A 24,118-nucleotide genomic window follows, 5' to 3' on the forward strand; every position below is an offset into this window, starting at 1 on the left:
CCGGCGACACCGACGTCGGAGCCCCCCTCTACACTCGCGGCATGCCCATCTTCGATCACCTCGGAATCACCGTCGACGACCTCGAGCGCGCCCGCACGCAGTTCGATCCGATCATGACGGCGTTCGGCTACGCCCGCAGCGACTACGACCGCGGCACCTCGTGGACGCGCGACGGCGAGACCGAGCTGTTGCTGTACCGCGCGCGTGAAGAAGGCACCGGACCGCACGTGCACGGCCGGGTCGGCTGGCAGCATCTCGCGTTCGATGTCAGCTCGCGTGACGAGGTCGACCGCCTGCACAAGATCGCGACCGACGCGGGCTGGGCCGTGGTGCGCGAGCCCAAGGAGTATCCGCGCTTCACCGAGCGCTATTACGCGTCGTTCGTCGAGGACGACAACGGCATCCGCATCGAGTTCATGTTCAACCCGCCGCGCTCAAAGGAGTGACCGGCGCGCCGCTCGCCTGGTCGGCCGATCAGACCAGCGACCGGCGTTCCAGCCGCAGCCCGCGATACCGCGAGCGGTTGATCACGTCGCGCACGGTCAGCACCTGTACCGGTGACATCCATGATCGAGCAGCACAATGGCGTCGCCGCGGGTGACGCCGTACAGCTCGAACGCGTCCGCGACCTCGAACGAGACCGCTGACCGATCGTCGCGCCACGCCCGCTCTGCGATCAGCGCGGCGGGCACCACGAACGGCTGGCGCTCGGGCATGAGCCAACCGCGCCAACGCCCCACGAGCTCGTCGTCGACGTCGATGCCGAGCACGCTCACGGTCATCCCGCGAGCGTAGCGGCACCCGCGCGCAGCGGCACCCGCGACGTCATCGCTCAGCGCGTGCCTCGCCAGGGTCAGACGGCTTCGGCGCGCACGCCCGGCAAGGTGCCGAACCGTGCGACGGCATCGCGGCTGACGATGGTCCGATCCGTCTGCAGTGCGTGCGCGGCGATGATGAGGTCATGGGCGCCGCGCGGGGCTCCTTGGCGACGAACGTCGGCGATCAGCCGAGCGTGGTGGGCGGCCGTCGCTTCGGTGTAGTCGAGCACGTCGACCACCGACAGGAGGACTGCCAGTATTCGGGCTCGCTCAGCCGCGCGCTCCGGAGTCGCTGCCAACTCGATGCCGACGCGGAACTCGGCGACCGTGATCGACGCGACAGCGAGCTCGTCGTCGTCGAACATCGCGCGGTCGATGGAACCGCGCTCGTACTCGATGAGGACGTCGGTATCGAGTATCAGGCGTCGCGCCACGGGTCCACCGAGTCGTCGCGGACCAGACGCAGGGCATCGGCGACATCGCCGTCGAGGTCGATATCGAACCCGGGCACACCCGACTCCAGCGCAGAACGCAGGTCACGCCCGGTCCGACGCCGCGCGGGGTGGATCTCTGCGACAGCGTGGCCCCCTCGCGTGATCGTCACGCCTTCGCCGCCCTCGACTGCATCGAGCAGGTCGGAGAAGCGACGAGACGCCTCCGTCGCGGTGATGGTGCGCACGCTTCGACACTATCTGATTATCTGACCGGTCAGGTCATCAGTGCGTCCTGGTAGCGTCGAGGCCACCGAACGGACGGAGCGCGGATGGCCGAGCAGGTGAAGGGTCCGAAGTCGTACTTCCCGTCGATCGAGGCGAAATACGGCCGGACCATCGACGAATGGATCGCCGTGTTGCGCCCGCATGCGGGCGAGAAGCACATGGACCAGGTCGCGTTCCTCAAAGAGCAGGGTATGGGTCACGGCCACGCGAACGCGCTCGTGCACGTGTTCCGCACCGAGCACGACGGCGCCTGAGCGCATCAGCCCTCGAGCGCACCGCGGACGTCGGTGCGGGCGAAGTCATCGCCGACGTAGAGCAGCGGCTCACGCCGCACGGTCGCCAACGCATAGGCGAAGCAGTCGCCGAGGTTGAGCCGCGCCGGGTGCCCTGACCCACGTCCGTAGTCCCGATATGCCTGGCGGGCGACGCGCGCCTGTTCCGCATCCAGTGGCACGACGTCGAGCTCCAGTGCGTCGATGAACGCATCGAAACGCCCGGAGCGGACGGGGTCTCGTGGGCCGTCCGCGACGACGGATGCCTCGACCAGCGTCGCAGCCGACATCCCGACATGTTCGGCCTCTTCGAGCGCTGCGAGCACCTTTCTACCCTGGCTGCACGACGCCCTGTGGATAACCACGGAGCGTTGTCCGCGGCCCGGACTATCGTGCTCGGCACGTGCCCTCGACCCGATGCATCCACTCCGAGAGGAACGCCTTCATGTCACCCGCACCCACACCCCAACAGAGCGCCTGGCTCGATCAAGACGACGCACGCACCGCCGATACGATCCGCCGCCATGGCGTCTGCCTGCAACTCATCGGCATGGGCACGTGCTCCGTTCCCGGCTGCATGTGCTCGGCCGAATCGGAAAGGCCGTTCGCCTACACGATCGGACTGTTCGGGATTGCCCATCCCGAGCTCGTCATCGTCGGCGTCGGGATGCCGACGGTTGCATCCGTCCTCAATTCCGCCGCGCGACTCGTGCTCGACGGGGCTCGCCTCACCCCGGGCGAGAACCTCATACTTCCCTGCTGGGACAGGCGCATCTTCGTCGAGGAAGTGCCGAACCCCGGCGACATCGCCTTCGGTGCCAACCGGCATTATCAGCGCCCGGCTGAGGCATCGGTGCCCCTGCTGCAATTGACATACACCGACAGGCGTGGCCGGTTCCCGTGGGATCCGAGGTACACCGGGTCGCGCCGCCGCCAACCGCGGCCCGGTAAATGGGATGCGCGCTGAGGTCGACGTGGCCCTACGGCCGCACGGCCTCCGTCTCGCGCGCAACGGCTGCGCCGGCCTCGGCCGATGGATCGAGGCATCCGTGCACAACTGCGGGGATTCTCGGCGACACGCCGTCGATTCCGCGCGGGGCACGGCGTGTCGGGAAAAATCCCCGCAGTTGTGCACACCGCAGTTGTGTACACCGCAGATGCACCGCACAGACGCACCCCGCAGATACACCGCCCGCAGACACGCCCACCCACGGGCGAGACCGCGATCAGCTCGGCCCTACAGCCGCACGACCTCGGTCACCCGCACGACGGCCGCACCGGCTTCGGCCGACGCGTCCAGGTCGACCACCGCGCGGATGCGCCAGTCGTGGTCGCCGGCGGGATCGTCGATGGTCTGCTCGACGTGCCACGTCCCGCTCGAGGCGGCCGACTCGTCGATCGCGCACAGCCGCGGCGAGCGCGCGTGGCCGTCGATGCCGATCGAATCGTGCTCGGCGAAGTACTCGTCGAGCACGACCGGCCACGCGGCATCCGGGTCGAGCTCGACCAGCTCGTCGTCGCGCTGCAGCGCCGCCAGCTGTACGCGCCGGAACATCTCGTTGCGCACCAGCACCGTGAACGCCCGATGGTTCGCGACCACCGACGGCGGCGCCGGCGGCAGCACCGGCTCGTCGGAGCGGACAGACGGATGCACCAGCTGCTCCCACTCGTCGACCAGGCTCGAATCGACCTGCCGCACCAGCTCGCCCAGCCACTCGATCACGTCGAGCAGCTCCGAGGTGCGCGCCTCGAGCGGCACCGTCTGCCGGATCGCGCGGTACGCGTCGGAGAGGTAGCGCAGCACGAGCCCTTCGCTGCGGGCGAGTTGGTAGAACGATACGAACTCCGAGAATGACAGCGCCCGCTCGAACATGTCGCGCACCACCGATTTCGGCGAGAGCGTGAAGTCGCGCACCCACGGCTGGCTCGACGCGAACACCTCGTACGCCTGGTGCAGCAGCTCGTCGAGCGGCTTGGGGTAAGTGACCTCCTCGAGCAGCTCCATGCGCTGGTCGTAGTCGAGACCGTCCTGTTTCATCGCCGCCACGGCCTCGCCGCGCGCCTTGTACTCCTGCTGCGCGAGGATCGCCCGCGGATCGTCGAGCGTCGCCTCGATCACGCTCACCACATCGAGCGCGTAATGCCCGGATCCGGCCGCGCCGGGCGCGTCGTCCGGGTCGAGCAGCGCGATCGCGGCGAGCGCGAACGGCGACAGCGGCTGGTTCAACGCGAAGTTCGGCTGCAGGTCGACGGTGAGACGGATGCCAGGCCCCGAAGCCTCGACGATGCCGGCGTCGCGCAGGGTGCGGAAGATCGCCAACGCCCGTCGCGCCAGCGCGTACTGCTGCGGCCGCGTCTGGTGGTTGTCGAACACCAGCGACCGCACGTTCCCGAACACGTCGCCGCCGCGGGCGATCACGTTGATGAGCATCGCCGCGGTCAGCGGCAGTTGCGGCACGAGCGCTTCGGGTGTGGCATCCACCAGCCGTTCGAACGACCCCTTGCCCCAGTTCACGGCGCCGATCGGCGCCTTCTTGCGCACGATCTTCTTGCGCTTGGCGGGGTTGTCGGCCGCCTTGGCGAGCGCCGCGGCGTTCTCGATCTCCCACTCCGGAGCCATCACCACAACGTTGCCGTACGGGTCGAACCCGGCGCGCCCGGCGCGGCCGGCGACCTGATGGAACTCGCGGGCGCTCAGCTGCCGCATCCGGGTGCCGTCGAACTTCGCCAGTTCGGTGATCACGACGGTGCGGATGGGCACGTTGATGCCCACGCCCAGTGTGTCGGTGCCGCAGATCACGCGCAGCAGCCCGCGCTGCGCGAGCGTTTCGACCAGGCGCCGGTACCGGGGCAGCATGCCGGCGTGATGGATGCCGATGCCCGCGCGCACGAGTCGCGACAGGGTCTTGCCGAATCCGGTCGAGAAGCGGAAGTCGCCGATCGCTTCGGCGATGGCGTCGCACTGCTCGCGCGTGGCGATCTTCATGCTCGACAGCGCCTGCGCGCGCTCGAGCGCGGCGGCCTGCGAGAAGTGCACGATGTACACCGGCGTCTCGGCGTCGCGCAGCAGCAGCTCGACCACCTCGTGCACCGGCCGGATCTCGTACGAGAAGTGCAGCGGCACCGGGCGCTGGGCGCCGGTGACCTGTGCCACCGGGCGTCCGGTGCGCCGCTCGAGGTCTTCGGCGAGCGCCGTGACGTCGCCGAGCGTGGCCGACATCAGCAGGAACTGCGCGCGCGGCAGCAGCAGCAGTGGCACCTGCCACGCCCAGCCGCGGTCGGGGTCGCCGTAGAAGTGGAACTCGTCCATCACGACCTGGTCCACCGGAGCATCGGCGCCCTGCCGCAACGCCATGTTCGCCAGGATCTCGGCGGTGCAGCACACGATCGGCGCGTCGGGGTTCACCGACGAGTCACCGGTGACCATGCCGACGTTCTGCGCCCCGAAGATCTCGACGAGGGCGAAGAACTTCTCGCTCACGAGTGCCTTGATCGGCGCGGTGTAGAAGGTGCGGCGGCCGGATGCCACGGCCGCCGCGTGCGCGGCGACGGCGACCAGCGATTTGCCTGTGCCGGTGGGTGTCGACAGGATGACGTGCGATCCCGAGACCAGTTCGATCACGGCCTCGTCCTGGGCTGGATACAGAGTCAGCCCCCGGTCGGCGGCCCACGAGACGAACCCGTCGTACACGCTGTCGGCGTCGGCGCCGGCGCTGCGCATCCGGTCGAGCAGGGAACTCACCCCTCGAGTCTGCCGTACCGCCGCGGGGTCGGCCGCCGCATGCAGGCGCCGGCCCGCACACCCCTCGCGAAGCACTCGGCCGGATCACGCGGCGCCCGCGGTCGGACACAACTGCGGGGATTCTCGGCGACACGCCGCTCTTGCGTGCCCCGGCCCCGGCGTGTCGCGGAAGATCTCCGCAGTTGTGCACGCCCGGCGCATCCGGTTGTGCCCGCCCGGCGCATCCGGTTGTGCCCGCCCGGCGCAGCGCCTGTGCCCGCCCGGCGCAGCCCGCCCGCCCGGCGCAGCACCGGTGCCCGCCCGGGCCCCGCCGTTGTGCTCGCCCGCTGCAGCACCGGTGCCCGCCCGGCTCTCCGCCGTTGTGCCCGCCCGGCGCAGCGCCACCCTGCGGAACACCACGGACCGGCCGTACGTTAGAGGCAGGTGACGAGAGGAGCCGCCATGGCCGAGTCCATCGTGCGCCGCGACGACGAGAACCACCGCTACACCCTGTCTGTCGACGGCGAGCTCGCCGGCTTCACCGAGATCCGCCGCGACGACGCCGGGCGCCTGGTGATGCCGCACACCGTGATCATCCCGTCGTTCCGGGGGCGGGGCTTGGCCGGGGTGCTGGTCGACGGGGCGTTGGCGGATGCCGCGGCCCGCGGCGAGACCGTCGTGCCGGTCTGCCCCGTGGTGCAGAAGCAGGCGCAGAAGCACCTGCGCGATCACGAGATCGACGGGCTCATCGTCGAGTGGCCCGCGGGAGGCGGCGGCGTATGACCCGGCTGGCTTCGGCGGCCGAGCCCGCCGAGCTGGAGGGCGCCGCCGAGTGCGACGGTCCACGCGCGGTGCTGCTGGAATCGCGCGAGGTGCCGCTGGGCGGCGTGCGGGCGATGGAGGTGCACCGTTCGCTGCCGCAGCGCGACCTGCCGATGATCGGCGCATGGTGCTTTCTCGACCGGTTCGGACCGCAGACGACGATGATGCGCGTGGAACCGCATCCGCACATCGGGCTGCAGACGGTCACCTGGCCGTTCGCCGGCGCAGTACGGCACCGTGACACGCTCGGCAGTGACGTTCAGATCATGCGCGGACAACTGAACCTGATGACCAGCGGCGCCGGCATCGCGCACTCGGAGTATTCGGTCGGCGACGCACCGACCGAGCTCGACGCGCTGCAGCTGTGGGTGGCGCTGCCCGAGTCGCGCCGGCACGGTGAGGCCGCCTTCGAGCAGCACCGCTCGCTGCCCGAGGTCGAGCTGGCCGCGATCGACGGCCAGGCCGCGTACGGCATCGTGGTGATGGGCCGGTTCGCCGGTGCCGTCTCGCCCGCCTCGGCGTACACGCCGATCGCAGGCGCCGAGGTGCGCGTGCCGGCCGGAGCCCGTGTGCGGCTGCCCCTGCGCCCGGACTGGGAGTACGGGCTGGTCGGCGTGGACGGCACGCTCGAGGTGCGCACCGGCATCCCCGCCCCGGGCGATGCCGCAGGGTCGCCGACGGATGCCACGACCGCGCTGACCCCGCAACACCTGCTGTATCTGGGCGTCGGGCGCGACGGGGTCGAGGTCTCGAGCCGCGACGGGGCGACGGTGTTCGTGCTCGGCGGGCAGCCGTTCGAGGACGAGATCGTGATGTGGTGGAACTTCGTGGCACGGTCGCACGACGAGATCGTCGCCGCGCGTGAGGCGTGGGAGGCCGGCGACCCGCGGTTCGGGCACGTGGTCGGTCACGGCCCGGAGCGCATCCCCGCCCCGCCACTGCCCGGCGTCCGCCTCACCCGCCGGCACCGCCGGATCTGAACGCCGCCCGGCATCCGCCCCGGTAAGGGGCACCTAACCCGCGCCGATAGACTGGACGCGTGCCCGCCCCTGCCTCCCTGTCGACGCGCGTTCTGCTCGTGTGCGCCGCCATCGGCGTGGCATCCGGCCTGGTCGGCAGTGCCGCGGGATGGATCACCACCGCCGTCTTGCTGACCGCACCGATGCTGTACGGGCTGGTGCTCGGCGCGCACGTGATCCCCGGCATCATCGCGCAGGAGGCACTGCACCTGCCGTGGGTGGCATTGCTGTCGCACGTGCTGGCGGCGCTGGTCGCCAGCGCGACCGCGCCGCAGTGGGCGGGCCGGTTCATCGGCACGGCACTGCTGTTCGGCGGCATCCAAGAAGGGGTGGCCGCACTCACCCGCTACCGGGTGTGGAAGGTGTGGCGGTACTTCATCTCGGCGGCGATCATCGGCATCCTCGTGGCGGTCGTCGTGGCCCTGGCCGTCGACCTCGGGCAGTTCGCCCTGTGGGCGCAGATCGTCTATGTCGTGGTCGCCGTGCTCGGCCCCGTCGTCTGGACCGCCCTCGGCCTGCTCATCGGCGCGAAGCTGCGGCAGGCGGGCATCGGCCGCCGGCCCGTGCGCCGCTGAGGGTGACGTGACCGACGCCGCACCCGACGCCGACCACCTGATCGAGGTGACGGATCTGGCCGTGCGCCATGAGGGTGAAGACGTGTTCGCCCCCGCCGGCGCCTCGCTGGCGGTGCGGCCCGGCGAGGTCGTGCTGCTGCTCGGCCCGAGCGGGTCGGGCAAGTCGACGCTCGCGCTGACCCTCAACGGGTTGATTCCGCATGACGTGCCCGCCGAGGTGACCGGCACCGTGCGGGTGCAGGGGCAGGATGCCGCGACCACGCCGGTGTCGCGGCTGTCGACCGGGGTCGGCATGGTGTTCCAAGACCCCGACGCGCAGCTGGTCACCGGTACGGTGCTCGACGAGGTGGCGTTCGGGCCCGAGAACCTGCGGCTGCCGCTGGCCGAGGTGCTGTCCCGGTGTGAGTCGGCCCTGCGCCGGGTCGGCCTGTGGCAGCGCCGGCACGAGAACCCCGACGCCCTGTCGGGCGGCGGCCGGCAGCGGCTGGCGATCGCCGCGGCACTCGCCCTGGGGTCACCGGTGCTGGTGCTCGACGAGCCGACCGCGAACCTCGACCCGCAGGGCGTCGGCGAGGTGTACGCGGCGCTGGCCGACATCGTCGCAGCGAAAGATCGGGCGGTGGTGCTGATCGAGCACAACCTCGATGAGGCGATCGGGTTCGTCGACCGGGTGGTGGTGCTGGATGCCACCGGCCGCACGATCGCCGCCGGCGAGGCCGGCGCGGTGCTGCGCGAGCGGGCCGCCGAGTTGCATGCGCTGGGCGTGTGGCTGCCCACTGCGACGCTGGCCGCCCTGAGGCTACGCACAGCCGGGTACCGCATGGATCCGCTGCCGCTCACCCCGGCCGAGCTGCGGGCCGCGCTCGAGGCCGAGCCCGCACCCACGCTCGAGGCCGAGCCCGCACCCGCACCCGAGGCCGAGCCCGCACCCGCGCCCGAGGCCGAACCCGAGCCCGCGGCAGAGCCCCGGGCCATGCCCACGCCCGAGCCCGTGGAGCAGCCGCGAGAGGTCACGACACAGCCGCCGCCGGGTCTCTGCACGGCCGCTTCGTTCCCTCGCCGGGCGGCCGAGCCGGCCGCATCCCCGCCCGCGGAGCTCGCAGCGCCGCCGCGAGTGGCCGCCGTCGCGGTGTGCAACCTCACGCTGCGGCGCGGTAAGACCGGGGTGCTGCACGGCGTGAGCTTCGAGGTCGATGCCGGCGAGTTCGTGGCGATCGTGGGTGCGAACGGTGCGGGCAAGACCAGCCTGTTGCACGCGATCGCCGGCGTGATCACCCCGCCTCGCGGCACGGTGCGGCTCGCCGGCACCGACATCACCCGGCTGCCCACCCGCCAGATCGCGCGACGCATCGGGTTCGTGTTCCAGAACCCCGAGCACCAGTTCGTCACGCATACGGTCCGCGACGAGCTGGCACATGGCCTGTCGGCGACGGATGCCGCAGCCCGGGTGCCCGAGATGCTCGACCGCTTCGGGCTGACCGACCGAGCCGAGGTGCATCCGTTCCTGCTGTCGGGCGGTCAGAAGCGCCGTCTGTCGGTGGGCACGGCGCTGGTCGCCGGGGCGCCCGTGCTGGCGCTGGACGAGCCCACCTTCGGGCAGGATCGGGCCCGCGCCGACGAGCTGCTCGACCTGCTCACCGGCCTGAACCGAGACGGCACGACGGTGCTGATCGTGACGCATGACATGCAGCTGGTGACCGAGTACGCGCACCGCACGATCGTCCTCGGCGGCGGCCGGATGCTGGCCGACGGACCGACCGCCGAGGTGTTCGCCGACGACGCCCTGATCCTGCGGGCGGGTCTGCGGCTTCCGCCGCTGCGCGAGGCGCTGCACGGGCTGACCGCGCACCCCGGTCTGACGGGTGTGGCACGGCTGGCCGATCTGCCGCAGGGGGTGAGCGTGCCATGACAACGGCATCCGTCGCCATCGACCCGTACGCCGAGGCGGGCCCGGTCTCGCCGGTGCGTTTTCTGTACCGGCTGAACCCGCTGGCGAAACTGCTCGCGCCGGCGCCGGCGATGCTGACCTTGGTGTTCGTGCGTGACCTGGCGACGCCACTGGTGTTTCTGGCGCTGGCGTACGCGGTGGTGCTCGTCGGTGCCCGCATGACCGTGCGGTTGGCACTGATCCTGTTCGCGGTGATTCCGCTGCTTGTGGCCCTGCTGGGTGTCGCGTTCGGGCTGTGGACAGATCCGGCCGGTGTGGCCGGCACGCCCGCGCTGGTGCGCGTGGGCGGGTGGACGCTGTATGCCGGCGCGGTGCAGATCGGGTTCGCGACGGGGCTGCGGCTGGCGGCGATCGTCGCGCTGGCGCTGATCGCGGGGCTGACCACGACCGGTCCCGATCTGGCGCGCTCGCTCGTGCAGCAGCTGCGCGTGCCGTACCGGGTGGGCTACACCGCGATCGCGGCGTTCCGGTTCGTGCCGCGGTTCCGGCGCGAGCTCGACATCATCCGCCAGGCGCATCGCGTACGCGCGGCGGGCGCCCGCCGCGGCCCGTTCGCGGCGATCGCCCGCGGGTTCGGCTACATCGTGCCGCTGCTGGCCGGCGCCATCCGGCACGCTGAGCGGGTGGCGTTGGCGATGGATGCCCGTGCCTTCGGTGCGTACCCGACCCGCACCGAGCGTCACCGGGTGCCGTGGCGGGTGCGCGACACCGTGTTCACCGTACTCATGCTCACCGCTTCGGCGTCAGTGTTCTGGTTGCTCTTTCCCTGGACGCCCTGACCACCGGCCTGCGCCCCGCACCGGCGAGCACACCGCGCACACACGACCGCGACGTGTCAGCCGGATGCACCCCACAACCCCTCAGGTATCTGAGGGCAAGCCGCACTCACCTCGCTGAAGGCCGCCGGCGGAACGTCCTACAACGGCGTCCATGCATTCCGTTGATAGTTTTCGACGAACGTCGATTCAGAGGGCGGATCGGAGATCTCGTAGCCCTGCTTTCTCACACAGTCACGCATCGTCGTGGTGTAGTACCGATACAGGTAACGGAGCTGCGATTCGTTCAGCGGCACGCTGAATCGAGGATCCATAGGGTACTTCGCGTAACAGACGTAGACCGCGTACCTCATCGCGTTGGCCTGTGCCGGATCAGCAGGCTCCGTCGCGCTCAGCCCGCCATCCTCCGCCGCGGCGTCCCAGCCGTCTCGTTGCAGGCAGTCGGCTGACGCCTCGGCCCAATCGAAGAGCGTCGTGAAGCGGACGACGTCGACATTCGGGCGGTTCGCATCGGGAAGTCCCGTCTCCTGCCACTGCCGGTCCAGATCAGCCTTCAACAGTGCCTGCCGGCTGGCCGCCGACAAGGCAGGGGGCGTCGGTGTCGGCGTCTCACCTTCGTTCCGGCCGGACGTACACCCCGTCATTGCGAGACCGGCACACAGAACAACCAAGCCCTGAACGGCCCGCCTGCGCAGCCCGGTTCGCGTCATATTCCGTGATACTAGTACGTCAGTCGCAGTAGTACGTCGCGTAGGTGGGTCCCGCCCCAGAAACGCTGGCCATCGTGGTCACGCCATCCCAGAACGTCTTCTCACGCCTCGCATTCACCACCCCATTCTGGAACGTCTGAAAGTTCCACACTCCGTTGATGTAGTGATTGTGCGTCACCGCACCCGTACCGGTCGTACCGGTGCTGGAGCATCCGTCGGAGCACCCTTGACCGCCAAGACGAACTCACCCCACAACTCGACGTTGCACTTCGAACCGGAACACGGGGGTGGTGTTGCGCGGCGCGCCCGTGTGGTAGCGTCCCGTGTTCAGGAAGGTCGTGATCTCAATGATGAGTCGATGGATCAAGATGACGGGCGTTGTATGCGTCGCGGCCTAGCCGGGACGGTCTTCCTTGCTGCGGTCGCATTGTCGTGCGTCCTGAGCGCATGTTCTGCACCGGGCGCAGGTAGCCCGGCACCGAGCCAGACAACGAACAGCGCGTCGTATGGGCCGACCGATGACCCATTGGTCGCAAAGCTCAGCCCGGCAGACCGCGCAATCTATGAGAAAACGCTGGCTGGGTGGGCAGATGTCTTCGGCGTCGTCTCGCCGCCGGTGTATCGCGTGATTCGGTTCATCAATCCCGAAGAGCGTGAGACTGTGCAGATATCGTGCCTGACCGCGGCAGGCTACTCCGCGGACGAGCAGGGTGGCATCGCCGTTCCTCCGGGGCAGAAGCAGGCGTTCAACGACGCGACGTACAAGTGCCTCGCACAATACCCGGTGTGGCCACGCTACGAGAAACCGTGGGGTCGCGCGCAAACCGAAGCCCAATACGAGTGGGATGTGCGTGCATACATCCCGTGCCTGCAGAAACTCGGCTACACGATCACCGACAAACCCAGCAAGACCGTCTTCGTCGACACATGGAACAGCACGCCCTTCTACCCCTTCGCACAAGTCGACCCCGGTGTCAACGAATTCGATATCGCGGCGAAATGCGGTCCGCAACAGGCTCCCGGGGCCGTACTGTACGACGGCGTCGACCCCGTGAAATGGCAACGCGAGGCAGGCGTCGGGTAGTCGGCCACGACATCGTTGCCAGTGCATGTCGCGTCGCGCACGGCGCGTGTCCGATCAGCGCGTGTCCGATCAGGTGGCCTGTGCGGGCCACTGTGTCAACGGGCCGATAGAGTGCGAATGAACCGGCAGAGAGGATTGCAGTGACAGTCGATGGTGACGCTGCACAGCCGACCGTGCCCCCTCGCGGTCGTCGCTGGTGGGTGTGGGTGCTCGTCGTCGTGGTCGTGGCGGTCGTCGCCGGCATCACCGGCTGGGCGGTCGCAACGGTGTTGCGGCCGGCCGAGGATCCGACGACGGCGACGAAGTACACGTACGCGACGGTGCAGTCCGGCCAGGTGGGCTCGAGCATCGCATTGAACACGGTGGCATCGTGGTCGACCACCCCGGTCGCATCCAACGCCGCGGCGGGCGTGGTCACGTCGGTGGGCGTCAAGCCGGGTGCCGTCGTCACCATGGGCACGACCCTGTACACCGTCGATCTGCGCCCGACCGTGGCCGCGCAGGGCAGCGTGCCCGCGTTCCGCGCGATCGGGCCCGGCGACCACGGTGCCGATGTCGCCCAGGTGCAGCGCATGCTGAAGACCCTCGGCTTCTACTCCGGCCCCGCCGACGGCAAGGCCGGCCCGGGCACGGTGGCGGCGATCAGAGCCTGGCAGAAGTCGACCGGGGTGGCCACCGACGGCACGGTGCGACTGGGTGATGTCGTGTTCCTGCCGACCCTGCCCACCCGGGTCGCACTCGATGGCGAGGTGATCGCCCGAGGCAAGACGGTCACCGGTGGCGAGACCGCGATCGGTGCGCTGCCCGCATCGCCGTCGTTCACCGTGCCCGTCGCACAGGGTCAGGCAGCGCTCATGCCCAGCGGCACGCCGGTGCAGATCACCGCACCGAAGGGCGGCACGTGGAACGCCGTCGTCGACTCGCAGAAACCCGACCCGCAGTCCAACAGCGTGAACGTGACACTCGCGGCCACCGGCAAAGCACCGATCTGCGGCAACGACTGCGACCAGGTGCCCGTCACCGGCGACACCCTGCTGGCATCGAAGATCGTGACCGCCCCCACCGTCACAGGACTCGTGGTGCCCACCGCGGCATTGACCACGACCGCAGACGGGCAGACCGTTCTGATCGACAAGGCCGGTGCGCAGCATCCCGTCACCGTGACCGCGACCGCGCAGGGCATGTCGGTCATCGAGGGCGTCGACGAGGGGTTCCGCGCCCGGGTGCCCGCCACCGCGGACGAGAAGTGATGACCGCACTGCTCGAAGCCTGTGACGTGTCGTTCGCCTATGTGCCCGGCACCCCCGTGCTCGACGGGTGGACGGCGCGGTTCGAGCCGGGCACCATGACCGCGCTGACCGGGCCGTCCGGCCGCGGCAAGTCGACCCTGCTGTACCTGCTCGGACTCATGCTGCACCCCACGGGCGGGCAGGTCCGGCTCGACGGCGTGCCGGCCTCGACGCTGGGCGACGGCCCCCGCGCACGGTTGCGGGCAGACAGGTTCGGGTTCGTGTTCCAAGACGCCGCGCTGGATGCCACCCGCACCGTGCTCGACAACATCACCGAGACCGCCCTGTACCGGGGAGAGAAGCGGCAGGATGCCGTGGCCCGCGCCGGCGCTCTGCTCGACCGGTTCGGGGTCGACGTGCCCGCACACCGCAAACCCGGGCAGGTCTCGGGCGGCCAGGCCCAGCGCATCGCCCTGTGCCGCGCCCTGTTGAACAGTCCCGACGTGCTGCTCGCCGACGAGCCCACCGGCAACCTCGACCCCGCCACCACCGACATCGTCGTCGACGCCCTGCGCGACCACGCCCGCACCGGCGCCACGGTCATCGTCGTCACCCACTCCCCCGAGGTGGCCGCCGCCTGCGACACGGAGATCCGGCTGTGACCCGCCTGGCCGCCGTCGTGCGCGAGGCCGCGGCATCGGCCCGCTCCGGCCCGGTCGCCTCGATCCTGACGATCCTGATGGTCACCGGCATGATCCTCGCGATCATGCTCACCACCGGCCGCACCGTCGGCAACGAGCAGCAGGTCCTCGGGCAGATCGACTCCGCCGGCACCCGCACCATCATGATCCGCGCCGGCGACGAGGCCGGCATCACCACCAGCGTGCTGAACCGTATCGCCGGGATCGACGGCATCCAATTCGCCGCCGCGTTCTCGACCGCCATCGACACCACCAACAGCCGCATCCCCGGCGGCACCCTCGTCCCCGCCCGCTACGCGTACGGCACCCACCTGACCGCCCTCGGCATCCCCGCCCGCATCCCGGTTCCCGGTCAACTCGCCTACGCGTCACCCGAAGCGCTCACCCAGCTCGGCATGCCCGACGCGGCCGGCGGCATCACGCTCACCACCGGCGCGCAGTACAGCATCGGCGGCACCCTGCACACACCGGCGTACCTGGCGGACTTCGAGCCCGTCATGCTCATCCCCCGCACCCCCGACGGCACCGAGCCGGTCAACATCCTGCTCGTGATCGCCGACACCCCCGAACTGGTCGGACCGGTCACCACCGCCGTCACCGGCGTGCTCGCCGCCACCGACCCCGGCAAGATCACCGTCGAGACCTCCGAAGCACTCGCCACGCTGCGCGGCCTCATCCAAGGACAGCTCGCCGGGTTCGGCCGCGGTCTCGTGCTCGCCCTGCTCGCCGTCGCCGGCGTGCTCATCGCGATCCTGCTGTACGGCCTGGTGATGATGCGGCGCAAAGACTACGGGCGCCGCCGCGCCCTCGGCGCCACCCGCGCCCTGATCATCGGCCTGCTGCTCACCCAGACGGCGATCCTGGCCGCGATCGGCATCACCGCCGGGGTGCTCGCCGCCACCGTCATCCTGCTGGCCACCGGCGACCCCCTGCCCGGCATCGCGTTCGTCGGTGCCCTCGCGGTGCTCACCGTGGTTGTGTGCCTGCTCGCCGCCCTGCTGCCCGCGCTGGTGGCCAGCCGCCGCGAACCCATCAGAGAACTGCGCGTGCCCTGAGTCGTCGATGCCGGGCGAGACCGACCCGGTGTGAACAGACGACGGATGCCGCAGGTTCGGGCTACTTGCGGCCGGTCACCTCACGGGCGACGATCTCGCGCATGACCTCGTTCGTGCCGCCGTAGATGCGGTGCACACGGGCGTCGGCCCAGGCGCGGGCGATGGGGTACTCGAGCATGTACCCGTACCCGCCGTGCAGCTGCACGCCCAGGTCGAGAAGCTCCCACTCGCGCTCGGTGGCCCAGAACTTGACCTTCGCGGCCTCTTCGGGGCTGAGCTTGCGGTCCTTGTAGAGCATGATCGCGCGGTCGACGTACGCCCACATCACGTCGACGGTGGTGGCCATGTCGGCCAGGGCGAAGCGCGTGTTCTGGAAGTCGGCGACCGGCTGCCCGAACGCCTCGCGGCTCAGCGTGTAGTCGAGCGTCCACTTCAGCGCGGCCTCTCCGGCGGCAGCTGCGGCCACCCCGATCGACAGGCGCTCCAGCGGCAGGTTCATCATCAACTGGATGAAGCCGCGCCCCTCGACACCGCCGATGAGGTTCGCGTCGGGCACGAACACGTCGGTGAAGCTCAGCTCGGCGGTGTCCCAGCCGTGGAATCCGACCTTGTTCAGCTTCTTGCCGTGCTCGAAGCCTTCCATGCCGTCTTCGATCAGCACCAGGCTGAACGCGTCGGGGCGGTTGCCCTCGCCGGTCTTGACGAACGTGACGACCACGTCGGCGGTCTTGCCGCTGGAGATGAACGTCTTCGCGCCGTTGACCAGGTAGCCGCCGTCGACCTTCTTGGCGGTCGTCTTGATGCCGCGCAGGTCGGAGCCTGCGCCCGGCTCGGTCATCGCCAGGGCGCCGAGCACCTCGCCGGTGGCCATCTTGGGCAGCCACTTCTGCTTCTGCTCGTCGGTGCCCATGTGCACCAGGTAGGGCACGGCCAGGTCGTCCTGGATGCCGAGCGCACCGGCCAGCGAGCCGTTGCCGGACGCGATGGTCTCTTCGAGCACGATCGCGCGGAAGCGGTAGTCCTGCAGCATGCCGGCGCCGCCGAACTCTTCGGGCACGCTCAGCCCGATGATGCCGGCTTCACCGGCGGCGAGCATCGTCTCACGGTCGATCTCGCCGTCCGCATCCCACTTCTCGCGCTTGTCGTTCGTGGCGTAGCGCTTGATGAACTCCTTGACGACGTCGCGGAACGCCTCGTGGTCCTCGTCGTAGATCTGCCGTTCCATGGCGTGTGGAACCTCTCTCTTCGGTGGGGCGGACGGGCGTGAACCATCCGCACACACGATGCTACGCGGCATCCAGTGTCACCGCCGATGGCATTCAGTACCACCTACAACGAAACGGCGGATGCCACGGCCCACGCTCGTCGGTGTGTACAACACGGCCCGTGGCCGAGAATCCGCGGGCGGCTCGTGGTAGGGGCTACGCGGTGGATGCCGTCGGGTGATCGGCGACGGTGCGCCGGGCGCACCGCGGGGCTCAGTGCGCGTAGTCGGGTGCGGCCGGCAGGCCGAAGAACTCCTCGAGGGTGTGGAATCCGCCGTCGTGGTAGGCGGTGGCCAGCTCGGTGCCGATGTAGCGCAGATGCCAGGGCTCGGGCAGGTAGCCGGTCACGCCGGTGTGCCCCTTCTCGTAGCGCACGATCCAGCCGTACTGCCACGCGTGGGCGACGATCCAGTCGCCCTGCGGGGTTCCGGCGAGGTCGTCGAGCGTGCCGCATCCGCCGTTGCAGGCGACCACGTCGCCGGTCAGGCCGGACTGGTGCTCGCTGTACCCCGGGCGGGCGCTGACCAGGTCGGCCTTCTCGGTGCCGCGCATGTCGACCTGCACGCCGTACGACTGCTTCTGCGTCTTGTACGAGCGGTACCCGCTCTGCAGGGCGATCTCTCCGGCCCCGTCGGCACGGGCGGCCGCGACCATGCGCGTCAGCGCGGCGGCCGCGTCGGCGCGCAACTCACCGCCGACGATCGAGCGCACTTTGTCGGGAACGGTCAACGGCGAGGGGGTGTAGTCGATCGGGTCGAACGGTCGCAGCTTGTCGACGACGACCCAGGCATGTGCCGGGTCGCTCAGTGAGACGCAGGGCGCGCGCCCCTCGGCGACCGCCGTGCGGAACTCGTCGGCACCCCCGGCCGCACGGATCGCCGCGGCGTCGTCGTGCGCGGCGAGCGCCGTGGTGAACGCGGGGATGTCGCACACGTCGAGCGAGGCGACCTCGACGAGGGGTGCGGACTGCTCGGTGGTCACCGGCGGCAAGGATGTCGCCGGTGTCGGGGTCGCGGCATCCGCCCTCGTGCCGTCGACCTGCGAGGCGATGATGTCGGCGGTCGCGGCGGGCGGTCGCAGCGGGTCGGGGCCGCGATCCGACAGTGCCATCGCGGTGCCGGCGGTGCCGCCGGCGAGGATGAGCACGGATGCCGCGGCCAGCACGGCCCGCGCGGGCAGCGCGGCCGTGCGGCGGGCGTGACGCATGCGGGGCACCGTGTGGGATCCGTTCAGCAAGGGGGCAGCCGCGACGGCGATCGGCCGGGTGCGCAGCGCGCGCACGGGCGGGGGCGGCGGCTTGAAGATGGGCGGATGGTCCTGCACCGCATCGGCGGGGGCCGAGCTGGCCGGGGTGGTGACGACCGGGATGGGCACGGTCGCCACGCCCATGTCGGCGTCGGCGGGGTCGACCTCGGCGCGCGCGGCGACCTCGCGCGTCGCGCGTTCGCGTGCCTCGCGCAGCGCACGCCGGGTCAGCGGTGCGCGCGAAGACTCGTGCGGGTCGGGAACCGTCACCCGCCCTATTCTGCCCCTGACAACCTGAACATGCGAGCAGAACGCGCCCGCTTCGACCCTTCGCCCGCTCTCGTCGGCACTCATTCGGATGTCTGTTCTCCACACGTCACGCGGTTCCGGGCGCGCCGGCTGCCGCGCCCGCCGTCACCGGTGCCAGGGGCCCGAGGCTCTGCCCGGGGTCTGGCCGCGGGTCCACCACTGCGCGGTGTAGGTGACGCCGCGGTGGATCACCTGATCGCCCGCCCGGTACACCCGGTCGGGGTACCACTGCTGCACGGTCGCCGGGTCGACACCGCAGGCGGTCAGTGTCGACCACGGTCCGGCCGACGCAGCCCCCGGCTGCTCGCCCTTCGCGTACCAGAGTGCCTCATACACGTGGCCGTCGAGGTACACGCGGTCGCCGCCGTGATAGGTGCGCTGCGCATTCCACGCACGCGCCTTCGCATTCGGGGTGGTGCGGCACGACACCGGCGACCGGCCCGCCACCGGTCCGCGCGGCGCCGCGCGCAGCACCGTCGCCGCCGCGGCGGGCAGATCGCCGCGCACGTCCTGACCCAGGTCCCAGAAGTCGACGCCGCCCAGCCCCAGCCGGGTCGCCCACCTCGTCTTCTCGGCGACGGCGAACGGGTCGTCGAACGACCAGAACTGCCCCGTCGCCGGGTCGTATCCCCATGTCGCGTTGAATTCGCCGCCCGCCGTGTAGTCGTGGTGCACCTGCAACCCGCGGGCCTTCAGCGCATCCCACGACTGCTGACCGATGCCGACACCTGACGCCCACGGCCGGGCCGCGGCATCCTTCCAGCCCTGCCCATAGGCGGGCATGCCGAGGTTCAGCTGTGCCGGATCGATCCCGGCCTGCGTGTACGACGCGACGATCGTGTCGAGCCCCAGCCCCCAGTTGTGGGCGGCATCGCCGTGGATGCCGGCCTGATAGCCGGTCGTGTCGGCCCACGACCCCCACAGGTCGTACCCCTGCAGGTTGCCGTAGTCCAGGTCGTGGAACAGCGCGGGTACGTTCCAGCCGCCCGCGGTGATCACGGTGGGGCTCGCCGGCAAGAAGGCCGAGATCTCGTAATGCCGGCCCGTCGTGGCCGTCAGGGCGTCGAGCTGACGGCGCAGCTCGTGCACGAACGCGAGGAAATTCGCCGCATCGTGCTGCTCGTCGACGGAGTTGCCGGCCTGTTGCGCCCAGCTCGGCGCGCCCGGCCACTCCCAGTCCAGGTCGAAGCCGTCGAACACACCGGCTGCCGCGCCTGGCCCGCCGCGCCCGTCGATGACCGGCAGGTTGCCCTTGATGTACAGATCGATGCAGCTGGATGCCAGTTGCTCGCGCCGCTGCGGGGTCGACACCGCCGCCGAGAACGACGCCGAGTACGACCACCCGCCGAGCGAGATGTTGACCTTCAGATCGGGGTGCAGCCGCTTGAGTTGGCGCAGCTGGTTGAACGTGCCGGCGAGCTTCTGCGTGGCGGTGTCGGCGATGCCCAGCACCGAGTCGGCGGCCGAGTACGTGCGTACGAAGTCGTCGCGCGCCGACCCGGCGGCCTCGGTCTGACCGGCTGGGCCGGCTGCGGCATCCGACGCGAAACAGGTGTACGGCCGGGTATCGTCCAGTCCCTGTGCGCCGGCGCGGCGGGCGTCGTCCAGCGCCTGCTGCGACCCGGCGATGTTGCCGAACGCGTAGTCGAGATGGGTGATGTTGCGCGAGGTCGCGCTGCCGACGAACAGGCGCTTGAGCGTCGCCTTCGCGCCGCCCGTCGCCTGCCAGCCGCCGTAGTAGGCGACGCTGCGATAGCCGTTCAGGCTCGTCGTGCCGGCATCCACGTCGGCGACGGATGCCGGTGCGGCAGCCGCAGGCAGGGCCGCCAGTGCCCCGGCGACCAGGGCGCCGACGACGGCGGCCACCAGGGCGGACAAGCGGTGGGACACGCGCGCCATCCTGGCAGAGTATCGCCCGGGGCGGAATACCCGCACCCGGTGTGCGCCGGGCATATCCGGCTCCTCAGCCCGAGCCGCCAGGCGGCGGGGACCCATCAAAGAACTGCGCGTGCCGTAGACAGGCGGCGATCGTACGGGCGGAAACCGTGACGAGATCGCCTGCGACGGATGTCGGCGATGCTGGGCCGTGCACAACTGCGGGGATCGTGCACGACACGCCGCAGCAACGGCACCCGCCCTCGGCGTGTCGCCGAAAATCCCCGCAGTTGTGCACGCGGCGGGCATCGGGGGCCGGCCCGGGGCGGCGGCGGGCCCGGGGCGAGGGCAGGCATCGGGGGCCGACTCGGGGCGGGGACGGGGGCGCGCGTACCCGGGAGGCCCGGAGGCCCCGGTCGGCGCCCGCGGAATGCGGGCCGGCGCTTCTGCTGGATCTGCACCGCCGTCGGCCCGGACGCGGTCTTCACACGCCGCACGAACGATTCCACCAGAGTCATCCACGGACCAGACTTAGTGCCCCACGACTTAGTGCCCCATGCGAGCACCAAGAACCCCGAGAAACCAACGATCACAAGGCGGCGCGGGGACCAGACCACCGAAAGTGGCACGAGTCAGGTCGGACGTGGCACGAGTCAGGTCGGACATGGACGAGTCAGGTCGGACGTGGATCGTGTCAGGTCGGACGTGGATCGAGTCAGGTCGGACGTGGGTCGTGTCACGCTCGTAGTAGCCGACTTCGACCGACGGCGGCGGGGAATACCCGCGCCGGTGTGCGCCGGGCATCTCCCCGGCGCGCACCGGTGCCGCCTACTCGTCGCGCGCGGTCGAGCCGGCGCGCAGCTGCTCGATGAGGTCGTCGCCGGGACGCACGTCGACGAACGGCGCACGGATCTCGGCGTGCTCGAGCATCTCGGCCATCTTGCGCCGGCGCTGGTGGGTGATCAGGGTCACCACGGTTCCGGCGTTGCCGGCGCGACCGGTGCGCCCGGCCCGATGCAGGTACGTCTTGTACTCCGCGGGCGGGTCGGCCTGGATCACGAGGTCGATGTCGTCGACGTGGATGCCGCGGGCTGCGACATCCGTGGCCACCAGCACGTCGGCCTTGCCCGAGGTCAGCCGCTGCAGGTTGCGGCTGCGCTTGGCCTGGTTGAGGTCGCCGTGCAGGGCGACCGCGCGAAGGCCGGCCTCGTCGAACTGTTCGGCGAGCATCTCGGCGTAGGCACGGGTGCGTGAGAACACAAGCGTCTTGCCCTCGCGTGCGGCCAGCGCCGACAGGATCTCGGCCTTGTCGCGGTGGTCGACCACGAGCACGCGGTGGTCGATGGTGCCCGAGTCCTGGTCTTCGCCCTCGACCTCGTACACGGCCGGGTCGACCAGGAACTCGTCGACCAGCGCGGCGACCTCACGGTCGAGCGTGGCCGAGAACAGCAGCTTCTGCGCGCCGGCGGGCACCTGACGCAGGATGCGCTGCATCGGCTCGAGAAAGCCCAGTTCAGACATGTGGTCGGCCTCGTCGAGCACCGCGATGCGCACCTCGGAGAGGTCGAGGCGACCCTGATCGATCAGGTCTTCGATGCGCCCAGGTGTGCCGATGACGATGTCGACGCCCTTGCGCAGCGCACCGATCTGACGGCCCTGCGGCACGCCGCCGTAGATCTGCGTGGTGAACAGGCCGACGCAGCGCGCGATCGGCTGCACGGTGCGGTCGATCTGCAGGGCCAGCTCGCGCGTGGGAGCGAGGATGATCGCCTGCGGAGCCCGGCCGAAGTCGCGCGTGCGGCCGGCCCGGGCGCGCAGCAGGGACTCGACCAGCGGCGCGCCGAACGCGATCGTCTTGCCCGATCCGGTGCGTCCGCGGCCGAGCACGTCCTTGCCGGCGAGGATCGCCGGGGTGGTCGCGGCCTGGATGGGGAACGGATGCTGCGCCCCCAGCTCGGCGAGGGTCTTCACGATGTTCTGGCCGAGACCCAGGTCGGCGAACGATGCCGTGGACCCGGCATCCGCCTGCACCGCTTGGGCTTCGAGCCGCTCGTGCACGACGTCGATGCGCTGCTCGGCGACCGCATCACGCCCGCGTGGGGCGTCGTGGTGGCGGTCGGTGCGGTCGTCGAACCGGCGGGCAGGCCGGGCATCCGCGCGACGCGGGCGATCGTCGAAGCGGTGCGGTCCGTCCTCGAACCGGCGCGGCGCGCGGGCCGGACGGTCATCGAACCGACGGGGCGCATCGTCGGACCGCCCCGGCCGGTCGTCGTGGTTCCGGGTGCGGTTGCCAACGCCACGGGGCGCTCGGGCCGGACGGTCATCGGAGCGACGCGGCCGGTCCTCGAACCGGCGTGCGGGGCGATCCTCGAACCGGCGCTCAGACCGATCATCCGCACGCGCGGACCTGTCCTCGAAGCGACGGGCCGGGCGGTCATCGAACCCCCGGCGTCCGTCCTCGGAGCGGGGTGCACGCGCAGGCCGCTCCTCGAACCGACGCGCAGGCCGGTCCTCGAACCGACGCGCAGGCCGGTCCTCGAATCGACGTGCAGGCCGGTCATCGTCGCGTCGGGGGCGCTCATCGACCCGACGAGCAGGTCGGTCCTCGAAGCGACGCGGGCGCTCGTCCCACGGGCGGGTGCGGCGCTCGTCGTCTGCGCGGGCCGGGCGCGCGCCGCGATGGTCGCGGATGGCTCGGGCCTCGGCGCGACCGGCGCGCTCCTGCGCGCTCCACCGGCGCTTGCCGCCCTCGGTCTCGGCGGGACGGTGCCCGCGGTGACCCGGGCTGCGGCTGCCGGCGGTGCCGGACGACGACTCGCCGGGCCGGCGCTTGCCGTAACGCGGGTCGAAGTTGGCGGCGGGGCGCCCGCCCGCGGGCTTCTTGTTCTTGGGCACGGGGTGTCCTTCTGGGTTCTGTCGCACAAGAGCGAGCTCGGGCGCGCGCCCGAGTAACCCGGAACACCGTCGGCCGGGGCCATTCCTGTGATGGTCATGTGCACCGATCGGCGCTCACCATCGGCCCCTGGACTCACAAACCCATCCGCCGCATGCGCGACGGTGTCCTGAACCGACCCTCCGACAGTACCGGTGCACGCTGTGAACTCACCCCACACCCGGCGTGCCGTATTCCGCTGCGGGAACATCCCACTCCCGCTTCACAGCGAAAGCGGAATACTATCGACTCGACGGGTGACCGTCGCGCTGGGGGCTGGCAAGATCTGCATCCGGCGCCATGAGGTACCGGAGGCTGGGGAGCCGGGGGTCCGGGATGTCTCAGGGCGCCCCGAGAACCGTGGTACCCGATGACGACGCTCGCACTCCTCCCGCAGTCCTCTCTTCCGCGCGCCCTCCGCCTGCCGCGACCCGACCTGCGGCGGTTGCAGACCGGCCCCGCACTCGCCCTGGTGGCCATCGCCGTGCTCGCTGCCGGCACCGCGCTGTCGATGTCGACCACCACCGTGCACGGCTGGTGGCGCACCGCCTTCAGCGAACTGGGCACCCTCGACGACTTCTCGGGCCATGCGTTCAACCTCACCATGCTCGCCGCCGGCCTGATGATCGTCGTGCTCGCCTGCCGCCTGGGGGCCGACCTGCGCCGCCTGCAAGAGCTGCGCGGCGTCAGCCGGTCGCGGTCGTTCAGCGTGCTGATGGTCTCGGCGGGCCTGCACTTGTCGGCGGTCGGCTTGATTCCGGTCAACGTCAACGGCTTCTGGCACGAGCGGGCCGCCTCGGGCATCATGCTCTCGTTCCTCGGCATGCTCACCGTCGTCGCGATCCGTCGCCGCCACCACTCGCCGGGTCTGCTGCGCATCACCGCGGCTGTGGCATCCGTGCTCATCCCGCTGGTCGTGCTGCGCCTCTTCGAACTCATCTCACTGGCCGCGTTCGAGCTAATCGCGTTCGTGCTGGTGTTCGGCTGGGTGGCGCTGTTCTCGTTCTGCCTGCACAGCGCACTGTGCACGGCCACGCGGCGGC

General features: G+C 70.5%; 22 protein-coding genes and 1 pseudogene. 13 read left to right on the plus strand and 10 right to left on the minus strand.

Going from position 1 to position 24,118, the window contains the following annotated elements; all coding sequences use genetic code 11:
• Positions 1-41: 41 nt before the first annotated feature.
• Entirely contained in the window at positions 42-446 is a 405-nt protein-coding gene (locus tag H577_RS0104750) for a VOC family protein (RefSeq protein WP_029144981.1), read from the plus strand.
• 96 nt (positions 447-542) lie between these two features.
• Here H577_RS0104750 and H577_RS0104760 read toward each other — a convergent pair whose 3' ends face one another.
• The 3 genes from H577_RS0104760 to H577_RS0104770 all read right to left on the minus strand — a co-directional run bounded on the left by H577_RS0104760 (position 543) and on the right by H577_RS0104770 (position 1,497).
• Entirely contained in the window at positions 543-782 is a 240-nt protein-coding gene (locus H577_RS0104760) for a hypothetical protein (RefSeq protein WP_029144982.1), read from the minus strand.
• A 71-nt stretch (positions 783-853) separates the two neighbouring features.
• Positions 854-1,252: a type II toxin-antitoxin system VapC family toxin gene (locus tag H577_RS0104765; protein ID WP_029144983.1), complete on the minus strand. Its 399-nt coding sequence runs from the start codon at positions 1,250-1,252 to the stop codon at positions 854-856.
• Positions 1,237-1,497 (minus strand): type II toxin-antitoxin system Phd/YefM family antitoxin, encoded by a 261-nt coding sequence (locus H577_RS0104770; RefSeq protein WP_029144984.1) that lies wholly within the window; start codon positions 1,495-1,497, stop codon positions 1,237-1,239. Before H577_RS0104770 ends, H577_RS0104765 begins: the two co-directional genes overlap by 16 nt.
• An 84-nt stretch (positions 1,498-1,581) precedes the next feature.
• Between H577_RS0104770 and H577_RS0104775 the strand changes: the two genes are divergently transcribed.
• Positions 1,582-1,791 (plus strand): DUF4287 domain-containing protein, encoded by a 210-nt coding sequence (locus tag H577_RS0104775; RefSeq protein ID WP_029144985.1) that lies wholly within the window; start codon positions 1,582-1,584, stop codon positions 1,789-1,791.
• A 5-nt stretch (positions 1,792-1,796) separates the two neighbouring features.
• On the opposite strand, the gene H577_RS0104780 is transcribed toward H577_RS0104775, so the two are convergent.
• Entirely contained in the window at positions 1,797-2,135 is a 339-nt protein-coding gene (locus H577_RS0104780) for a type II toxin-antitoxin system VapC family toxin (RefSeq protein ID WP_245570328.1), read from the minus strand.
• Between the two features lie 119 nt (positions 2,136-2,254).
• Between H577_RS0104780 and H577_RS0104785 the strand changes: the two genes are divergently transcribed.
• The gene (locus H577_RS0104785) at positions 2,255-2,776 is read left to right on the plus strand and encodes a DUF4262 domain-containing protein (RefSeq protein WP_029144987.1); all 522 of its coding nucleotides are present in this window, start codon (positions 2,255-2,257) and stop codon (positions 2,774-2,776) included.
• A gap of 270 nt (positions 2,777-3,046) precedes the next feature.
• Here H577_RS0104785 and H577_RS0104790 read toward each other — a convergent pair whose 3' ends face one another.
• Positions 3,047-5,530 carry a DEAD/DEAH box helicase gene (locus tag H577_RS0104790; RefSeq protein WP_051191783.1) on the minus strand — a complete coding sequence of 828 codons (2,484 nt, stop codon included), beginning with the start codon at positions 5,528-5,530 and terminating at the stop codon, positions 3,047-3,049.
• Between the two features lie 462 nt (positions 5,531-5,992).
• On the opposite strand from H577_RS0104790, the gene H577_RS0104795 reads away from it, so the two are divergent.
• From H577_RS0104795 to H577_RS0104815, 5 genes are read left to right on the plus strand one after another with little or no spacing between them, the layout of a single operon-like run.
• Positions 5,993-6,313 carry a GNAT family N-acetyltransferase gene (locus tag H577_RS0104795; protein ID WP_029144989.1) on the plus strand — a complete coding sequence of 107 codons (321 nt, stop codon included), beginning with the start codon at positions 5,993-5,995 and terminating at the stop codon, positions 6,311-6,313.
• Entirely contained in the window at positions 6,310-7,332 is a 1,023-nt protein-coding gene (locus H577_RS0104800; RefSeq protein ID WP_029144990.1) for a pirin family protein, read from the plus strand. The genes H577_RS0104795 and H577_RS0104800 overlap by 4 nt, the downstream gene beginning before the upstream one ends.
• A 59-nt stretch (positions 7,333-7,391) precedes the next feature.
• A complete protein-coding gene (locus tag H577_RS0104805) occupies positions 7,392-7,946 on the plus strand; it encodes an ECF transporter S component (protein ID WP_029144991.1) in 555 nt (184 codons plus the stop codon).
• Between the two features lie 7 nt (positions 7,947-7,953).
• Complete coding sequence (locus tag H577_RS15155; protein ID WP_036283722.1) at positions 7,954-9,855, plus strand: ABC transporter ATP-binding protein; 1,902 nt, start codon at positions 7,954-7,956, stop codon at positions 9,853-9,855.
• A complete protein-coding gene (locus H577_RS0104815) occupies positions 9,852-10,673 on the plus strand; it encodes an energy-coupling factor transporter transmembrane component T family protein (RefSeq protein ID WP_029144992.1) in 822 nt (273 codons plus the stop codon). Before H577_RS15155 ends, H577_RS0104815 begins: the two co-directional genes overlap by 4 nt.
• Before the next feature lie 137 nt (positions 10,674-10,810).
• Here H577_RS0104815 and H577_RS0104820 read toward each other — a convergent pair whose 3' ends face one another.
• Positions 10,811-11,380, minus strand: a complete 570-nt coding sequence (locus H577_RS0104820) for a hypothetical protein (RefSeq protein WP_029144993.1) — start codon at positions 11,378-11,380, stop codon at positions 10,811-10,813.
• 358 nt (positions 11,381-11,738) lie between these two features.
• On the opposite strand from H577_RS0104820, the gene H577_RS17565 reads away from it, so the two are divergent.
• The 4 genes from H577_RS17565 to H577_RS0104840 all read left to right on the plus strand — a co-directional run bounded on the left by H577_RS17565 (position 11,739) and on the right by H577_RS0104840 (position 15,449).
• Positions 11,739-12,464: a hypothetical protein gene (locus H577_RS17565; protein ID WP_156876551.1), complete on the plus strand. Its 726-nt coding sequence runs from the start codon at positions 11,739-11,741 to the stop codon at positions 12,462-12,464.
• Positions 12,465-12,604: 140 nt separating this feature from the next.
• Positions 12,605-13,714, plus strand: a complete 1,110-nt coding sequence (locus H577_RS15160) for a peptidoglycan-binding protein (RefSeq protein WP_245570329.1) — start codon at positions 12,605-12,607, stop codon at positions 13,712-13,714.
• Positions 13,714-14,355 carry an ABC transporter ATP-binding protein gene (locus H577_RS0104835; protein WP_029144995.1) on the plus strand — a complete coding sequence of 214 codons (642 nt, stop codon included), beginning with the start codon at positions 13,714-13,716 and terminating at the stop codon, positions 14,353-14,355. The genes H577_RS15160 and H577_RS0104835 overlap by 1 nt, the downstream gene beginning before the upstream one ends.
• Complete coding sequence (locus tag H577_RS0104840; protein ID WP_245570330.1) at positions 14,352-15,449, plus strand: ABC transporter permease; 1,098 nt, start codon at positions 14,352-14,354, stop codon at positions 15,447-15,449. The genes H577_RS0104835 and H577_RS0104840 overlap by 4 nt, the downstream gene beginning before the upstream one ends.
• Before the next feature lie 61 nt (positions 15,450-15,510).
• Here the strand turns inward: H577_RS0104840 and H577_RS0104845 are convergent, their stop codons facing one another.
• From H577_RS0104845 to H577_RS0104860, 4 genes are all read right to left on the minus strand, one after another.
• Complete coding sequence (locus H577_RS0104845) at positions 15,511-16,674, minus strand: acyl-CoA dehydrogenase family protein (protein WP_029144997.1); 1,164 nt, start codon at positions 16,672-16,674, stop codon at positions 15,511-15,513.
• Positions 16,675-16,927: 253 nt separating this feature from the next.
• Complete coding sequence (locus tag H577_RS15165; protein WP_051191757.1) at positions 16,928-18,229, minus strand: M15 family metallopeptidase; 1,302 nt, start codon at positions 18,227-18,229, stop codon at positions 16,928-16,930.
• A 144-nt stretch (positions 18,230-18,373) separates the two neighbouring features.
• Positions 18,374-20,167 (minus strand): glycosyl hydrolase family 18 protein, encoded by a 1,794-nt coding sequence (locus H577_RS16900; RefSeq protein WP_051191759.1) that lies wholly within the window; start codon positions 20,165-20,167, stop codon positions 18,374-18,376.
• A gap of 804 nt (positions 20,168-20,971) precedes the next feature.
• Positions 20,972-23,038: a DEAD/DEAH box helicase gene (locus H577_RS0104860; RefSeq protein ID WP_029144998.1), complete on the minus strand. Its 2,067-nt coding sequence runs from the start codon at positions 23,036-23,038 to the stop codon at positions 20,972-20,974.
• Between the two features lie 407 nt (positions 23,039-23,445).
• Here H577_RS0104860 and H577_RS18255 point away from each other — a divergent pair.
• Positions 23,446-24,066 (plus strand): annotated as a pseudogene (locus H577_RS18255) (DUF998 domain-containing protein); the annotation flags it as partial.
• Between the last annotated feature and the right edge of the window lie 52 nt (positions 24,067-24,118).

This window comes from Microbacterium luticocti DSM 19459 (assembly GCF_000422405.1).
In the GTDB taxonomy this organism is placed as follows: Bacteria; Actinomycetota; Actinomycetes; order Actinomycetales; family Microbacteriaceae; genus Microbacterium; species Microbacterium luticocti.

What these genes read in the sequence shown, in the direction of transcription:
- H577_RS0104750 (WP_029144981.1), top strand. Translation starts at nt 42, where the DNA reads ATGCCCATCTTCGATCACCTCGGAATCACCGTCGACGACCTCGAGCGC.
- H577_RS0104760 (WP_029144982.1), bottom strand. Translation starts at nt 782, where the DNA reads ATGACCGTGAGCGTGCTCGGCATCGACGTCGACGACGAGCTCGTGGGG.
- H577_RS0104775 (WP_029144985.1), top strand. Translation starts at nt 1,582, where the DNA reads ATGGCCGAGCAGGTGAAGGGTCCGAAGTCGTACTTCCCGTCGATCGAG.
- H577_RS0104785 (WP_029144987.1), top strand. Translation starts at nt 2,255, where the DNA reads ATGTCACCCGCACCCACACCCCAACAGAGCGCCTGGCTCGATCAAGAC.
- H577_RS0104790 (WP_051191783.1), bottom strand. Translation starts at nt 5,530, where the DNA reads ATGCGCAGCGCCGGCGCCGACGCCGACAGCGTGTACGACGGGTTCGTC.
- H577_RS0104795 (WP_029144989.1), top strand. Translation starts at nt 5,993, where the DNA reads ATGGCCGAGTCCATCGTGCGCCGCGACGACGAGAACCACCGCTACACC.
- H577_RS0104800 (WP_029144990.1), top strand. Translation starts at nt 6,310, where the DNA reads ATGACCCGGCTGGCTTCGGCGGCCGAGCCCGCCGAGCTGGAGGGCGCC.
- H577_RS0104815 (WP_029144992.1), top strand. Translation starts at nt 9,852, where the DNA reads ATGACAACGGCATCCGTCGCCATCGACCCGTACGCCGAGGCGGGCCCG.
- H577_RS0104820 (WP_029144993.1), bottom strand. Translation starts at nt 11,380, where the DNA reads ATGACGCGAACCGGGCTGCGCAGGCGGGCCGTTCAGGGCTTGGTTGTT.
- H577_RS17565 (WP_156876551.1), top strand. Translation starts at nt 11,739, where the DNA reads ATGGATCAAGATGACGGGCGTTGTATGCGTCGCGGCCTAGCCGGGACG.
- H577_RS0104835 (WP_029144995.1), top strand. Translation starts at nt 13,714, where the DNA reads ATGACCGCACTGCTCGAAGCCTGTGACGTGTCGTTCGCCTATGTGCCC.
- H577_RS0104845 (WP_029144997.1), bottom strand. Translation starts at nt 16,674, where the DNA reads ATGGAACGGCAGATCTACGACGAGGACCACGAGGCGTTCCGCGACGTC.
- H577_RS16900 (WP_051191759.1), bottom strand. Translation starts at nt 20,167, where the DNA reads ATGGCGCGCGTGTCCCACCGCTTGTCCGCCCTGGTGGCCGCCGTCGTC.